Source organism: Chryseobacterium sp. PvR013 (assembly GCF_017833095.1).
Taxonomy (GTDB): Bacteria; Bacteroidota; Bacteroidia; order Flavobacteriales; family Weeksellaceae; genus Chryseobacterium; species Chryseobacterium culicis_A.
Genome location: NZ_JAFIBT010000001.1, coordinates 2,647,884 through 2,663,457 on the forward strand (window position 1 = coordinate 2,647,884; position 15,574 = coordinate 2,663,457).

The 15,574-nt window shown below is 36.8% G+C and carries 18 protein-coding genes; 8 read left to right on the forward strand and 10 right to left on the reverse strand.

Annotated elements, in window-relative coordinates; genetic code table 11:
* Positions 1-6: 6 nt before the first annotated feature.
* The 5 genes from JOE44_RS11905 to JOE44_RS11925 all read right to left on the reverse strand — a co-directional run bounded on the left by JOE44_RS11905 (position 7) and on the right by JOE44_RS11925 (position 3,895).
* The gene (locus JOE44_RS11905; protein ID WP_209785753.1) at positions 7-1,371 is read right to left on the reverse strand and encodes a CsgG/HfaB family protein; all 1,365 of its coding nucleotides are present in this window, start codon (positions 1,369-1,371) and stop codon (positions 7-9) included.
* Between the two features lie 24 nt (positions 1,372-1,395).
* On the reverse strand, positions 1,396-1,806 hold the full coding sequence (locus JOE44_RS11910; RefSeq protein WP_209785754.1) for a curli production assembly/transport component CsgF: 411 nt from the start codon (positions 1,804-1,806) through the stop codon (positions 1,396-1,398).
* 11 nt (positions 1,807-1,817) lie between these two features.
* Entirely contained in the window at positions 1,818-2,552 is a 735-nt protein-coding gene (locus tag JOE44_RS11915; RefSeq protein ID WP_245169768.1) for a curli production assembly/transport protein CsgE, read from the reverse strand.
* 7 nt (positions 2,553-2,559) lie between these two features.
* A complete protein-coding gene (locus JOE44_RS11920; protein WP_209785755.1) occupies positions 2,560-2,958 on the reverse strand; it encodes a hypothetical protein in 399 nt (132 codons plus the stop codon).
* Between the two features lie 118 nt (positions 2,959-3,076).
* Positions 3,077-3,895: a hypothetical protein gene (locus JOE44_RS11925; protein WP_209785756.1), complete on the reverse strand. Its 819-nt coding sequence runs from the start codon at positions 3,893-3,895 to the stop codon at positions 3,077-3,079.
* 480 nt (positions 3,896-4,375) lie between these two features.
* On the opposite strand from JOE44_RS11925, the gene JOE44_RS11930 reads away from it, so the two are divergent.
* From JOE44_RS11930 to JOE44_RS11945, 4 genes are read left to right on the forward strand one after another with little or no spacing between them, the layout of a single operon-like run.
* Entirely contained in the window at positions 4,376-5,005 is a 630-nt protein-coding gene (locus tag JOE44_RS11930; protein ID WP_105684445.1) for a CoA pyrophosphatase, read from the forward strand.
* 27 nt (positions 5,006-5,032) lie between these two features.
* On the forward strand, positions 5,033-5,839 hold the full coding sequence (locus JOE44_RS11935; RefSeq protein WP_105684446.1) for a lysophospholipid acyltransferase family protein: 807 nt from the start codon (positions 5,033-5,035) through the stop codon (positions 5,837-5,839).
* Between the two features lie 15 nt (positions 5,840-5,854).
* The gene (locus JOE44_RS11940; protein ID WP_105684447.1) at positions 5,855-6,292 is read left to right on the forward strand and encodes a hypothetical protein; all 438 of its coding nucleotides are present in this window, start codon (positions 5,855-5,857) and stop codon (positions 6,290-6,292) included.
* Positions 6,293-6,298: 6 nt separating this feature from the next.
* The gene (locus JOE44_RS11945; protein WP_209785757.1) at positions 6,299-7,636 is read left to right on the forward strand and encodes a Mur ligase family protein; all 1,338 of its coding nucleotides are present in this window, start codon (positions 6,299-6,301) and stop codon (positions 7,634-7,636) included.
* A gap of 50 nt (positions 7,637-7,686) precedes the next feature.
* Here the strand turns inward: JOE44_RS11945 and JOE44_RS11950 are convergent, their stop codons facing one another.
* The 3 genes from JOE44_RS11950 to JOE44_RS11960 form a co-directional block, all read right to left on the reverse strand.
* Positions 7,687-8,301, reverse strand: coding sequence for a hypothetical protein (locus tag JOE44_RS11950; protein WP_105684449.1), 615 nt, complete (start codon positions 8,299-8,301; stop codon positions 7,687-7,689).
* Positions 8,302-8,396: 95 nt separating this feature from the next.
* Positions 8,397-9,455 carry a nitronate monooxygenase gene (locus tag JOE44_RS11955; protein WP_209785758.1) on the reverse strand — a complete coding sequence of 353 codons (1,059 nt, stop codon included), beginning with the start codon at positions 9,453-9,455 and terminating at the stop codon, positions 8,397-8,399.
* Between the two features lie 172 nt (positions 9,456-9,627).
* Entirely contained in the window at positions 9,628-10,503 is an 876-nt protein-coding gene (locus JOE44_RS11960) for an aldo/keto reductase (protein WP_209785759.1), read from the reverse strand.
* Positions 10,504-10,808: 305 nt separating this feature from the next.
* On the opposite strand from JOE44_RS11960, the gene JOE44_RS11965 reads away from it, so the two are divergent.
* Both JOE44_RS11965 and JOE44_RS11970 read left to right on the forward strand, forming a co-directional pair.
* On the forward strand, positions 10,809-11,243 hold the full coding sequence (locus JOE44_RS11965) for a GNAT family N-acetyltransferase (RefSeq protein WP_209785760.1): 435 nt from the start codon (positions 10,809-10,811) through the stop codon (positions 11,241-11,243).
* Positions 11,244-11,711, forward strand: coding sequence for a GNAT family N-acetyltransferase (locus JOE44_RS11970; protein ID WP_209785761.1), 468 nt, complete (start codon positions 11,244-11,246; stop codon positions 11,709-11,711).
* On the opposite strand, the gene JOE44_RS11975 is transcribed toward JOE44_RS11970, so the two are convergent.
* Together JOE44_RS11975 and JOE44_RS11980 are read right to left on the reverse strand one after the other, a co-directional pair.
* Positions 11,688-12,584 carry a LysR family transcriptional regulator gene (locus JOE44_RS11975; RefSeq protein WP_209785762.1) on the reverse strand — a complete coding sequence of 299 codons (897 nt, stop codon included), beginning with the start codon at positions 12,582-12,584 and terminating at the stop codon, positions 11,688-11,690. The genes JOE44_RS11970 and JOE44_RS11975 overlap by 24 nt on opposite strands.
* A gap of 40 nt (positions 12,585-12,624) precedes the next feature.
* A complete protein-coding gene (locus JOE44_RS11980) occupies positions 12,625-13,371 on the reverse strand; it encodes a metallophosphoesterase (RefSeq protein ID WP_209785763.1) in 747 nt (248 codons plus the stop codon).
* Positions 13,372-14,075: 704 nt separating this feature from the next.
* Between JOE44_RS11980 and JOE44_RS11985 the strand changes: the two genes are divergently transcribed.
* On the forward strand, positions 14,076-14,693 hold the full coding sequence (locus JOE44_RS11985) for an NAD(P)H-dependent oxidoreductase (RefSeq protein WP_105684457.1): 618 nt from the start codon (positions 14,076-14,078) through the stop codon (positions 14,691-14,693).
* A complete protein-coding gene (locus JOE44_RS11990; protein WP_209785764.1) occupies positions 14,690-15,574 on the forward strand; it encodes an NAD-dependent epimerase/dehydratase family protein in 885 nt (294 codons plus the stop codon). Before JOE44_RS11985 ends, JOE44_RS11990 begins: the two co-directional genes overlap by 4 nt.

Below are 15,574 nucleotides of genomic sequence, written 5' to 3' on the forward strand. Positions count from 1 at the left end.
GTGTTTTTATTTGTTTCCGAAGTAAAAGTTGATTCCTATTCCAAAGCGCAAAGCCTGATCTTTTCTTTTCCCATTTACAAGGCCTTCCCAGTCGTCTTTGAAGCCAAGGTCATATTGGGCAGAGGCTCTCAGTGAGAAATTCTTGCTGATCATATATTCCAGCCCACCACCGAATTGTGCTTTGTATTGGGGTTTATATTTTGAATACATCGCTCCTGCTCCTCCATATAAGAAGGGACTGAATCTGTATTTCGGGAAAAGTATGTATTCCAGATTCACTTCAGGACCGAAGTAATTTCTTTTCACAATATTTGAGTTTTCAAGCGTAAAATAGCTTGCATTCAGTTCCATATTAAGATAGGGAGTAAGGAAGTATTTGAATCCTATTTTTCCTCCCACATTCATTTTAGAACTTACATAGTCATCTTTAACTTTCTGTCCTTCCACATTGGCAAATACGGATACTTTCTGTCTGTAATCCTGTGGATATCTGCCTCCAACCACCCGGTCATTATTTTGCTCCTGCTCTCTGTTGTATTCATTGATTAAACTTTGATAACCGCCATTGTCATCTATTGCTTTCCCCCATATTTTATCTCTGATTCCTTCTACAATGAGGGCTTTTACAGCTTTTTCGATAGCTTCTGTTACAGCGAGCTGAACGGGTTCATTCTGAGTAAGCCCTACTTCAGCCTCCAATAGTCTTTCCGTATCAATATATCTGAAAAAACTTCCGTTAACACTGGTTGAGAGAATGGTTTTAGAAGTATAAACCGTTTTAAGAATTTCTCCGTTCAGCGTAGAGACAGCGCGAAGATAGATGGTAATTCTGTCCTGGCGATACTGTGTGGAAGCTCCGATACCGAAATATCTTGCTCCAAGTCCTCCGGTCAGAATATTGCTGTCATAAGAAATAACGCCGCCTTCGAGAAGAATCCCAGCGTATAAAAGAGGAGGAAGTGATTGATTGTTTTTGTCTGCATCCTTGATATATTCCTGTCTGGTGGAACGGATGATCTGTCTTTCATTGAGAAGATTGGCGATATTTTCCCTTTCAATAGGGATAAACCAGCGGCTGTCTTCTAAGGCTTTTATGAGAATGGTAGTGGTTCCCTGAGGAACTGCCGTACTCCAGTTATTTCCATTTTCAGATGGTTTATACTGGCCGGTCTGGTCTCTGAATTTGTAGACTCCTATTACAATCTTCTCTTTGGGAAGCGGAAGATTTTTTAATTCTGCGGTAGAAGAAGTAACCTCTCCCATTGTTGGTTTTTCGGGATCCGAAGGTAAACCAAATATTGAACTACAGGCCTGCAGAATGCATAGCAGGAAGGTGCAGAAAAAGATTCTGGTATAAGTGTAGGTTGTCATGGTAAGTTTATTTTTAGTTATTTCCTATTTCGGAATTACGATCTCGGACTGATCGCCATTACTGGTATCCAAAATATTGATTAAAAGTCCCTGATTAGTATTGGTAATTTGTAGATAAAGGGATCCGAAGAGATAATTTCCGGGTTTTATGTTTCCATCACCAAACTGTTCATCAAACAGTTTTCTTGAAAGCTCACTAAGGATCTGTCTGTTAAGACTCTGGGTAAAACTATCAAGGGAATTCACACGATCCAGCAAATTGCTGTAATCATTTTTTTCATCAAATGGGTTTTGTGCATTAGCAGAGCTTAAAAGCCACTGGTAATTGAAGGTATCTCCTCCAAAAGCTGGATTTACCGGCTTATAGACGAGCTGCTGAGATTTTCCGTAGAAAATACCCGCAATAAAGGTCAAAATAATGATAAAGGTTTTCATGGCGGACATTTTTAATAGATGAATTCATTTTTTATAAGATTTTTCTTGGCATTAAATTCTTTGATATATTTTAAGCTGTAGCTCAACTGTTCTTTTAAATAATCTTCTGCCGGATTGGTCATAAAACTGTAAATAATTTTATCTTCCATCTGAATAGTAATCTGGCCGCTTGTTCCACGAAGAGGGAGCTCTGTAATAGTAATAACACTACTGCTCTTATCAGGAAGCTGGCTGTACTGCATGTAAAACATGTCATAAAAGTCTTTTCCCACCTTGGTTTTCGTCTCATCAATAGTAAGTCCTCTGAGCTCGTAAGCAGCATCTTCTTCTATCTTAGCTGTTTTTTTTTTAAAAAGGTCGCTGTTCAGTTCCAGACTGTCTTTGGCAATCAGCTTCTGGGTTTCTTCATCCCTGATATAAAGGAAGGCTTTAAGAGCATCTTTTGATTCTAGATTCACATTGATTTCCGATAATACCTTTACTTCATTGGGATTGACGGAAAATTTACCACTCTGCTGGTTGTTGGAGAGATTTCCACCATTTCCTTTTTTAATAGAAACCAAAAGGTAATTCAGTTCTTTATACATTGCAGTGTTATTAACTACAACTGCTTTTAACCTGACCTGGTTTTCAAGGAGACTGCTCTCTATCCTGGCGTTTACTTTCTTATCTTCCTGCCCATATGTCCATACAGACAGGAAGCTAAAAAAAGTACCCAAGCTAAGGGAATATAAAAGTTTCATCATCTGTGTTTTAATAATTTCTCATGAAGACTGTTTTATTATCTCCCTTTACATTAATCTGAATTCCATCCGAAATACTGTTGCTTCCTGTAACATCAGTAATATTATTGTTTCCCTGTGCAGTAATGGCAGCTTTTGTTTCTTTATCTGTAAATGAATTGATAAAATATAGGGTATTGAAATCTCCCAGCTGTTTTACTAAAATATTCGTTCGGGCGTTAAGGGAAAGTTCGGCATTGTTATAATCTCCTATCTGAATGATATAGGATCCATAAGAACTCTGATCAGTCTGCTGTCTGGCTATAAGATTAAAGATTGTAGTACTGTTTACCTTATCCCAGTCTATTTCCTGTGCATGTAGTGGCAACATGGTGAAAAGAGCCAAAACACTCCATCTCAAGTTAAACATAGCCCATTTTATTAAAATTACATGAATAACAAACCGGAGAAAATCGAAGGTGAAAAAGGAGAAACACTGCAGTTTCTCCTTTACAATTTCTAAGATTTACAGTATTTTGTTATAGGGCTTAATTCGACTGATTCACAATCATTGAGTTTCCATTACCCATCTGAGTTCCAACATGGATATGGCCATCTCCGCTTTGTGCTACCCAGGTAAAGTTACCGTTACCCATCTGAAGGTCAATAGCAGTGTTAGAATCTCCTATCTGGAATTGATAAAGCTGGTTGGCATTACCTACCTGTAATCCTACAGAGGTGTTATCATCTCCTACCTGAACTGAAGCGGCAATATTACCTGTTCCGGCTTGAGCATGAGTAGCACTGTTATCATTACCATCCTGATACTGAACAAGAACATTATTAGTACCTATCTGAAGGGCACTGGCATCATTTCTTCTTCCCAGCTGAATTTGATAAGCATCATTACCAATACCTACCTGGATAGCAGAAGCATCATTTCTTCTTCCATCCTGATATTGAAGGACAGAGTTACCTAATCCAACCTGTACAGAAGAGGCTTCATTTCTTCTTCCAATCTGAGTTTGTTCTGTAGAGTTAAGTACTCCAAGCTGCCATGTTGAAGCAGAGTTTCTGTTTCCTAACTGCATCACTTCATTTGAGTTTCCAATACCCACCTGATCCACATCTATAGAGTTTCTGTTTCCGATACTTTGTGCATTATTGACATTTAAAATTCCTACCTGGTCAATATCTGCCATATTACGATTCCCTGTTTGTGTTAGAGAATTAATGTTCAAAAGACCTGTCTGGTCTACTGTAGCAACATTTAAGTTTCCTGTTTGAGTAGTCACATCAATATTGAATTGTGCGAATCCGAAACTCATTGCGAATAGTGTAAGTACACCTGTAAGTAAATTTTTCATCTTAGTAAAAATTAATTGGTTAATAGTAAGGCAAAGGTAGGTTCCCCGACAAAATGAAAAACCACCATCAAAGTGTAAATTTTGAAAATCACGGTTTCCAGTTCGGCAGGTCATTATTTACCGTTACGGAAAAACCCCATCACAACTTGTTGATTTTCAATAAAATCCATTAGTGGTGAATATTAATTTTTCTTCAATGATGATTTTTTCTGAATAAATCCGGGATTTTACATTTTTAAAACATCACAGTACAGGGTTTTAAGCTTTGGGCAGAACTATTGCTCAAATTTATTTACACAACCAAAAATCAATTTTGAATTAAAAATTAACATTTAAAAGTTGAAATATGTTCTGTTTTATCATTAACGATATATCATTGGGTTTAAGAAGCAAAGATTTCCGCTTACAATGCCGTCTTTCTCATAGGTTAATTAATGTTAAGGCATTTATTTCTTCAAGATATATTGCTAAATTTGAGCTATGGAAAATTTTGGAAAAGATTTATTGAGAAAAATAAAAAGCGTGGAACTTCCCGGTGAACACGCACATGGAGTATTCTCGCCTCCCTACCGTCCCGTTTTCACTTATGATGAAGTATTGTCAAAAAATCCCAAATTTGCAGCTGTCAATATTGTTTTATATCTGAAAGACAACGAGTGGTATTTTCCCTTGATTCAAAGAACCATTAATGAACACGACAGACACAGCGGGCAGATATCCCTGCCTGGAGGAAAGCGTGAGGAGATGGACAGTGATTTTGCTGAAACAGCGGTTCGGGAAACCTCTGAAGAAATCGGAATAGATAAACATTATGTAAGGATTATCCGAGAAATGTCTCCTATTTATATTCCGCCAAGCAATTTCTATGTATATCCCTACATTTCTTATACAAAAAAGAACCCGGCCTTTGTTCTTCAGCAGACGGAAGCTGTGGAAACAATAGAATTTCCTATCACTTCCTTTTTAAACCTGTCGGATACCCCGGAAATTATGGCTTTACCCAGTGCTGGCGGACATGACGTTCCGGTGATTAATTTCAACGGATACATTATCTGGGGTGCTACAGCGATGATATTAAGTGAATTCAGTCAGTTGCTGAAAAAAATGTAACTTTGCACTACCGTGTTTAATTGAGAGATGGCGAAGAAAAATATTTTCACCGATGCATTCGGAACACCTTATTTTTTGAAAAGGTTTATTATTTTTATTTTAGGAGTTGTATCATACAGAAGATTCAACGGCTTTAATAAGTTAAAAATAACCGGTACAGAACACCTTGTGGATCTTCCGGACTCTAACGTACTTTTTGTATCCAACCATCAGACCTATTTTGCAGATGTGGCGGCCATGTATCATGCCTTCTGTGCTGTAAATAACGGATATTTAAATACGATAAAAAACCCGATCTATCTACTGAATCCAAAGATTGATTTTTACTATGTAGCGGCTGAAGAAACCATGAACAAAGGTATTCTTCCCAAGATATTCAAAATTGCAGGCGCTGTAACGGTAAAAAGAACATGGAGAGCTGAAGGTAAAAATGTCAACAGAATGGTAGACATGAGTGAGGTAGATAATATTATGAAAGCATTGGACAATGGCTGGGTAGCTACTTTCCCTCAAGGAACTACATCGGCTTTTGCACAGGGACGAAGAGGAACTGCCAAACTGGTAAAAAACCAACGCCCCATTGTGATTCCAATCAAAATAAATGGCTTCAGAAGAGCTTTTGATAAAAAAGGACTCCGCGTAAAGGTAACCGGTGTAAAACCTACGATGGAATTCAAAGCTCCTCTGGATATTGATTATGATAATGAAAAAGCACCGGAAATTTTATTGAAGATTATGACTGCCATTGAGCAGACAGAAGACTTCAATGTATTACACAGTTATGATGAAGAACTTAAAGCTAAAAAATTAGAACAAAAGGACTCAAATAATTAAAGTAAATTAAAAATTATGAACAAAATACTTGGAATCTTATTCGCAATCATAGTATTAGTTTCATGCAACAGCCAAAAGATATATTCGGATTTTGATATCAGCTATTCGAAAAGCGGTGGCTATGCTCCAGTTTATGAAAACCTGCTTATAAAAGGGAATACTGTACACTACTCTTTTGAAGGACAGGGAAAGAAATACAAACAGGATTTTAAAATTTCTGATGAAGATTTAAAAAAACTGGATCAGGTTCTTTCTCAGAATAATTTCAGAAGAATACAGGAAGACCGTAAAAAATTGTACGACAATATTTCCACTTCCATCAATATCAAGAAAGGTCCTAATGAAGGCAGTAAAACGGATGCCAGTATGATTATTCCGAATTACCAGACCAACTGGAACAATATTATTGAGGCTTTCCAGCAGATCATTACTACTAATGTTAAAAAACAGTAAATACAATTGAAAACCCACTTCATTGCCATTGGCGGAAGCGCCATGCATAATCTTGCGATCGCATTAAAAGACAAAGGATATCAGGTGACAGGTTCTGATGACGCTATTTTTGAACCTTCAAAATCCCGATTGGAAAAGAAAGGAATTCTGCCTCAGGAAATGGGCTGGTTCCCGGAAAAAATTACTCAGGATATTGATGCAGTTATTCTTGGAATGCATGCCCATCAGGATAATCCAGAGTTGGCAAGAGCAAAAGAACTGGGGCTGAAAATATATTCTTATCCTGAATTTCTATACGAACAGTCTAAAAACAAAACAAGAGTGGTCATTGCAGGATCACATGGTAAAACTACCATTACTTCAATGATTCTTCACGTGTTGAATTTCCATCAGAAAGATGTAGACTTTATGGTAGGAGCTCAGCTTGAAGGATTCGACTGTATGGTAAAACTGACTCAGGATAATGATTTCATGGTACTGGAAGGTGATGAATATCTATCTTCTCCCATCGATCTTCGTTCAAAATTTTTACTGTATCAGCCGAACATCGCTTTAATGAGCGGTATTGCATGGGATCACATCAATGTATTCAAGACCTTTGATGATTATATCGATCAGTTCAGAAAGTTTGTAGCAAGTATTACTGCCGGTGGAGTTCTGGTATACAACGAAGAAGATCCTGAAGTAGTAAAAGTAGTGGAAAATGCAGAGAACTATTTCAGAAAAATCCCTTACAAAACTCCTGAATACGAAATCAATAATGGTAAAGTATATTTAAAAACCGAAATGGGAGATGTTCCTCTTTCTGTTTTTGGAGCCCACAACCTATTGAACCTTGAAGGAGCAAGACATATCTGCCGTCAGCTTGGCATTATGGATGAAGATTTCTATGAGGCGATTATGAGCTTCAAAGGAGCATCCAAACGTCTTGAAAAAGTAGAAAGAGAAGATAAAGGAATATTATACAAAGACTTTGCGCATGCACCAAGTAAGGTAAAGGCTGCGGTAAAAGCATTTGCAGAGCAATTTAAAAATGATAAGAAATATGGATTTCTGGAGCTTCATACCTATTCCAGCTTAAATCCGGCTTTCCTTGAACAATATGACCACGCCATGGATGGTCTGGAAGAAGCCATTGTTTTCTATTCTGAAGATGCTTTGAAGATCAAGAGAATGGAACCTATTTCTCCTGAGTTTATCAAGGAAAAATTCAAGAATGAAAAATTAAGAGTTTTCACGAATGCTGAGGATCTTCACGCCTACTGGAATACATTAGATAAAACAAACGGTGTTTATTTAATGATGAGTTCCGGAAATTTCGGCGGTCTTGATTTAACAAAATAATAAAAAAGCTTCAGATTCTATTTCTGAAGCTTTTTTATGAAGTATGCTTTCTAATTGTCGCTTAACTTTTTATTATTGGTCAGTTCAATACTCTTTATGGAGCCCAACGGTGCTATTTTTATCGTTTTATTTCCTTTTGCCAGATAAATATAATACATGCTGTTCGATCCTATCAGATGTACCTGCTCAAAGCTATCATCACCATAGTTTAATTTATAGTCATATTTAAGCTTGTTCTCCCTTATCTTTCTGGTGAGCCCAAGCCCTTCTCCCCAACCTATTCCCACAAAGAAAGACAGTAGCATCATGGCGAGAAATTTCACAAACATATTGGTAAAATGATTCTCAATAGCCTCTTTGCTCATATTTTCATGTCCTTTGAGAGATGCCATCTGGAATGCCCAACGTTTATTTTTATTGGCCTGTTTGGATAAAAAAGAGGGAAAAGCAAATGAAAATACGACGATAACAATCAGGGCAATCAGGATAACCGGATGAGCCGTTAAAGTAGCAATCGGGCTTATCAGAATGTCCATTATTGTTGAATATTTTAGAATATTAATATTGATCTGATAGTAGAAGACACTTTCTTTTAATATTCCCATTATAACGAGAAAAAGATACCCGAATGGAAGTGATCTCTTAATTCCTTCTGAATATTTCATGGATGTTTTTTATTGGTTTTAGTTTTATATTGGGGCAGATCAATGATATTGATGTACGAAAATATAAAATTATCATCAAATTAAAACATACAGATTTATCTTTCACATTCTTTGATCAGTTTTTTCAGAATTTCTTCTGTAGAAAGTTCGCTATATGGATGGATAGACTGTCCTACCCAAATTCCTACAAACTCCGGATTTTGCAAAGATTTTGCTGCTTTACGCAAGGCATTGGTCAGTTTGTTCTGGTAAGGATAAGGTAAAATATATTCTGAATTTTCAACTGTTTCTATAAATTGATTTTTCACACCTCTGGCATACCTTCCGGAAAAACTCTTCGTCAGAACAATTTCTTCTTCTCTTACTTTTTTCAATCTTTCTTTTTCAAAAGGCTGCAAAGCACTTTCCTGAGAAGCCAGTAAAAGATTGCCCACCTGAAAACCCTGTGCTCCTAACTCTTTAACAGCCTGCAATGTCTTCGCTCCATAAATCCCTCCGGCATAAATCAAAGGAACTTTTACCTGTTCATAGATCTGTGACAGCAAAGATAATCCTCCGATCTGCGGAATATTTTCTGCTTCAAAACTTCCTCTGTGCCCTCCGGCCTCTATTCCCTGAACGCAAATGATATCAATACCGGAATTTTCAAGTAATAAAGCTTCTCTCACAGAAGTACAGGTTCCGATAAGAGTAACTCCGTTTTCTTTTAATTTCTGAATACTCTGATCATCGAGATTTCCGAAAGTAAAACTTAAAATTTTACAGTCTTCCCGAATGATGGCATCCACCTGATCATGGTAGCCGTTTACACTGATTTCTTCAAGATCCGGAAGATGTACTTCAATCGCATTTTCCTTTGCCAGCTGCTCAATAAAAAGCTTAGTTTTACCATACTTTTCTTTTAAAGCATCAGTCACTTCCGGAATGTGATGAACAAATATATTAGCAGCAAAAGGTTTATCTGTCAACTTTTTCATCTCTCTGATCAATTCAACAGACTGATCTGCAGAAAGGTCAGCCAGTGCCAGTGATCCGAGACAGCCTGCTTTTGCAGCTGCAACAGCCATCTGGACGGTGCTCACTCCAAACATCGGAGCCTGAATAACAGGATATTCTATTCCTAGTTTACTGCTGATTGTTTCCGGCCAAATCATAACAATTATTTTTTATTAAAAAGGTACAAAAAATAGGAACACTTCATTTTCAACAGGATATGATATTCCTCACCCTGAATGAAAATACAATTCCCACAGTTTTCACTATTTCACAGATTACAATCTGTGTTTTCTGTGAGATCTGTGGGAGTATTCTTACTTTTTATTTCTATTAAATATCCGCTACGGAATTTAACATTTTTTGCTCCCATTCCGGATCTTTAGGATCAAAGAATAATCTTTTTCCGGTATCTAAGGAACGTACAACATTCATCTCATCCTCTGTCAGCGCAAAATCAAATACATTAAAGTTTTCTTCGATTCTTGAAGGGGTCACAGATTTCGGAATTACAACAAAGCCTTCCTGTAAGTGCCATCTCAGAATGACCTGAGCTACAGTTTTACCATATTTTTCAGCAATCGCTTTCAGATCAGGATTGCTTAAAAGGTTGGCATTACCATTTCCTAGCGGGCTCCAGGGCTGAGTTACGATATTATTTTCTCTGTCATATACCTGTAATTCTCTCTGCTGGAATACAGGATGCAGTTCAATCTGATTGATAACGGGTAAAACGGTTGAATTAGCCTTCAATTCCTCAAGTTTCTCGACGGTAAAATTACACACCCCAATGGCTTTAATTTTCCCTTCATGATATAACTCTTCCAAAGCTTTCCACGTTCCCAGAAAATCTCCATACGGCCAGTGGATTAGATACATATCAAGATAATCCATCTGCAATCTGTCTAATGTTCTCTGGAAAGCACTTTTTGCCTTTTCATATCCATGATCCTGAACCCATACTTTTGATGTGATAAACAATTCATCTCTGTTTACACCGCTATTTTTTACGGCAGCACCTACCGCTGTTTCATTCTGATAAATAGCAGCAGTATCAATCATTCCATATCCTGTTTGAATAGCTTTGATTACTGCATTTTCACATTCTTTCAGATCTTCCATCTGCCATACTCCAAAGCCTAAAGCCGGAATATCCACTCCATTATTTAAGGTTACCACAGGTTGTCCTGTATAGGTTTTCTTTTGCATAAGTCTTTATTTTAATGATTAATATAAAGTGATAAACAAATTTGCAATAAAAAATCGGAAATTCTGCCTACCAATTTTACTGTTCCTGTTAGAAAATTGTTAGGTAATTGCAGTTTTGAGTTGCTGGTTGCTGGTTGCTGGATGATTGTTGCTAGTTGATGGTTGCTGGTTGCTGGATGCTGGATGCTGGATGCTGGATGCTGGTTGCTGGTTGCTGGTTGCTGGTTGCTGGTTGCTGGTTGCAAAATTATGTTCCTGCTGGTATACCATCGCTATTTTCTTTATTTTTGTTTAAATTAAACATCATGTCACAATACATCAGACTGGCAAATGCAGAGGATTATCCTCGAATTATGGAAATATGGGAATCAGCAGTAAAAGCCACTCATGATTTTCTTGCTGAAGAGGATTTCAATTATTTCAAAGAGGTCATTCCAAGAGACTATCTTCCTAACCTGGAAGTCTATTTAATTACTGAAGACAACGAAGCTGAAGGATTTGCATCCGTAGCAGAGGGCAATCTGGAAATGCTTTTCATTCACAATGACACTCGTGGAAAAGGCTATGGAAAAACTCTTTATCAGTTCATGAAAGAGAAAACGGGATTGACCAAAGTAGATGTGAATGAGCAAAATCCTCAGGCGATCGGGTTTTATGAAAAAATGGGCTTCAAAAAAATCGGAAGATCGGAAAAAGATGGTTCAGGAAAAGAGTATCCACTTATCCATATGAGCCTGTAAATGGAAAATTTCACCTTCAACAAGCTAAATTCGGATTCAGAAATCCCTTATCATTTACTGCTTCTGGCTGATGAAACACGAGAAGCTATCAATCAATATATTTTTAGTTCTGAGATCTATCTTTTACATGACGGTACTGAAAACATCGCTGTAATGGCGTTGTACAAGAAGCCCCATACTGAACTGGAAATTAAAAACATTGCTGTCATTGAAAGCTACAGAAATAAAGGTATTGGAACGATCCTGATAGATAAGGCAAAAGAAATTGCGAAAGAAAATCATTATAAAACACTGACTGTTGGAACATCGGATACCGGTTTCCAACAGATCAGATTTTATGAGAAAAACGGTTTCATTAAAAGTGGAATTCTGAAGAATTTCTTTATTGAAAATTATCCAGCACCTATTTATGAAAACGGTTTACAGATGATAGATATGGTTTTATTAAGCCATCACCTTGCGGAATAATCCTTTAATATGTTCTATTTCAGTTTGATAATTGGTTTTCTTGCGACAACCGAAGTAAAGCGTATTTTCAAATTTCTTCTTTCCTTCCCAAATCAACTGGATATCACCGTTTTCAATATCATTTCTGCATAGAAAATCTGGAACAACGGCTAATCCTGTTCCACCTTTCAGACAGCGGATTATTGAGTTCATGTTAGGAACGATATAATTAGGACGGAAATTGGGTTTATGACCAAAATTCAATATCCAGTACTGGAAAAGATGTTCCATGTCTCCGGTGGTTCCGTACCATTTTTCATTTTTCAGCCATTCCTCTATCTGTTCGGCATCTTTTGTTTTTAAAACCTTATTGAAAGCTGCTTTATCCACATCTTTTCCTCCTACCAGAATAATTTGTTCTGAAGAGAACGCTTCATGCTCAATATTAGGTGAAGACCCTTTTTTCGGGGTAATGATAAGATCAAGAATTCCTTTATCCAGCTGATCCAGCATTTCAGGATATTCTCCAAAACTGATAATCAGATTAAAGGGTAATGAAGAAACATATTGTTCAAGGGTAGTCTGAAAAGTCTCAAAACACATACCCACGCTGATTGTAGGAGTATGTTTCTCAGTAGACTTCTGAAAATTCTTTTCTACATCTTCCAGCTTGGTAATCGGTTCAGCTACTGCATTAAACAATACTTTCCCACGTTCTGTCGGAATCATTTTTCTACCGGTTCTGTCGAACAGCTTATAACCTACATAAGCTTCCAATGAGCTTAAATGAAGGCTTACTCCCGGCTGTGATATGAATAAAGCATCCGCAGCACCTGTCAATGTCCCGGTTTTATAGATCGCCTTAAAAGTACGATACCATTCTAAGTTAACCATGACTTAATTATTAATATTATAATGCAAAATTACAAAATAATTATAATATTAATACATTTTCATTCTTCAGAAAGGAAGCATAATAATCCGGAATCCCGCTTTCCTTTATCTGGCGGACAGTTTCATCAATCGGATAGGATAATTGGACAATTTCCGGGGTAATTTTTTCTTCATCTAAAGTCAATACTAAATAGGAAGCCAATCTGTTTTCTTCTTTAGAACGGCCTACGGAACCACAATTGACAGCCCAGGTATCATTTTCAAACTGTTTTTTAAAAGATAAATGAGTATGTCCCATTACCATCAGATCAGCATCTGCCCTTTCCAGCATTACCCTAAAAACCTCATCATTTTCTGATTCGTATAAGTAAGTGTCATTGCTTTCAAGGCTGGAATGAACCAATTGAATATTCCAGTGCTTATTCCCTGTTTTATAGTTTAATTTTAAATGAAAAGGAAGCTCAGTAAGAAATTTTTTATTCGGTTCTGAAATGTGTTTTTTAGAGTGATCTATCGCAACAAATCTGGCATTGGTTTCTTCTTCAGAATGCTTGGACAAAGGGACAACAGGAATATCAAAAGCAATCCTTTCATCGTGATTTCCCATCAGACAAGGAATGTTTAAACTTCTAATCTTCTCAATCACTTCATTTCCCCAGGGTGCAAAATCCACCAGGTCCCCCAAACAGAATTTCTGCCGGATTCCCCTCTGCTCAATATCATTCAGTACAACTTCCAGTGCAGGAAGGTTTCCATGCACATCACTAAAAACGGCTATCTGTATCATTGTCCTTCAATTTGTTAGACAAATTTACACGACAGACAGAAATTTCAGTTCAAATATGATATGACATTTTACCATCAGTGCCGTCAATAGTCAATTTTTGCTGCGTAAAGTCAATGATGAATCGGTATACTCATAAAAATTCACAAGCGAAGCGAACTGACTATTCACAATTAATGCTGTCAATAGTCAATTTTTGCTGAGCAAAGTCAATGGTGAATCGGCATACTTACAAAAATTCACAAGCGCAGCGGATTGACTATTCACCATTAATGCTGTCAATAGTCAATTTTTGCTGCGTAAAGTCAATGATGAATCGGTATACTCATAAAAATTCACAAGCGAAGCGGATTGACTATTCACAATTAATGCTGTCAATAGTCAATTTTTGCTGAGCAAAGTCAATGGTGAATCGGCATACTTACAAAAATTCACAAGCGAAGCGAACTGACTATTCACCATTAATGCTGTCAATAGTCAATTTTTGCTGCGTAAAGTCAATGATGAATCGGTATACTCATAAAAATTCACAAGCGAAGCGGATTGACTATTGACTATTCACCATTCACTCTCGATCTTCAACTTAAACTCAAAACCTTGAATCAAAAACTATAATTTAAATAATACTTTCCTATAATTTATATTATTTTTATTATACAAACATCCATTCTAACTTTGCAGAGTAAAATTTAAACAATCATAAAAAAATGAAAAAAGTACTAATCATCAACGGAGGACAGAATTTCGGACATTCCGGAGGAAAATATAATCAGACTATTACAGAAAATACATTAGCAGTTCTTAAAGAATTGGGTAACGTAGAAGTAAAGATCACCAATGTAAGCGAAAATTATGATAAAAATGAAGAAGTAGAAAAGTTTGTGTGGGCAGATTACATCATTTACCATACTCCTATCTGGTGGTTTCAGCTTCCCAACGGATTGAAAAAATACATTGACGAAGTTTTCACAGCAGGTCATGCCAAAGGAATTTATATGAGTGACGGAAGAAATGCTGAAAATCCGGAGATCAATTATGGTACAGGAGGAATGCTTGGTGGCAGAAAGTATATGCTGACTACAAGCTGGAATGCTCCTGCAACAGCCTTTACGCTTCCCGGAGAATTTTTCAGTGAAAAAAGTGTAGATGAAGGTCCTTTATTTGGTTTCCACAGAATGAATGCTTTTGTATCTTTAGAAAAAATGGAAAGTTTCCACTTCCATGATGTAGAGAAAAATGCCAATGTAGAACGTGATATGAAACGCTACAGAGACCATGTGAAAACTGTTTTTGAAAAAGAATTAAAACCAGAACTCGTATCATGAAAAAAGTACTGATCACAGGAATTACCGGCTATATTGGCGGAACTATCGCAAAGAAACTGCTGGACAAAAATTATGAAGTAACAGGGCTGGTACGTAATGAAGCGCATGTACAGGAACTGGAATCATTGGGAATCAAGGCTATTGTAGGAGATATCCATAATGAAAACCTTATAAAAACGGCTGTTGCTGATGTGGATGCAGTCATCCATAATGCCGATTCCGCAGATGATGCCTATGCTGCAGACAACTTTATCAAGGCACTGGAAGGAAGTCATAAAACTTTTATATTCACTTCAGGTTCAGCTATTTTCGGTGGTAAAGAAAATGGTAAAAGAAGTAATTTCGTTTATACGGAAGACTTTCCATTAACTCCGAGATTGGAAATGGCATCAAGAGTACTGATCAACAATTATGTACTGCAATCTATACAAAAAGATATAAGAAGTATCGTTATTGTTCCTACAATGGTTTATGGTAAAGGCTTAGGCATTAAAAAAGACAGTATTCAGATCCCGGCTCTCGTTAATTTTTCTCAGGAAAATGGACATGGCGTTTATTTTGAAGAAGGGGAAAATATCTGGTCTAATTTACATATTGAAGATTTGGCAGATTTATATGTACTCGCATTGGAAAAAGCAAAAGGAGGTTCCATTTATTATGCTGAAAATGGTTCGTCATCCATAAAAAATATTGCAGAAAACATCAGTAAAAAATACAATCTTAAACCTGCAAAATCCTTAAGCATACAGGATGCTGTTAATAAATTCGGTCCTGCAGGAGGTTATTTCGGCTTTGCATCTAACAGTATTTGCAGCGCAGACAAAGCCAGAACAGAACTGGATTGGAAACCTATCTATAACTCAATTGAAAATTTTATTTAA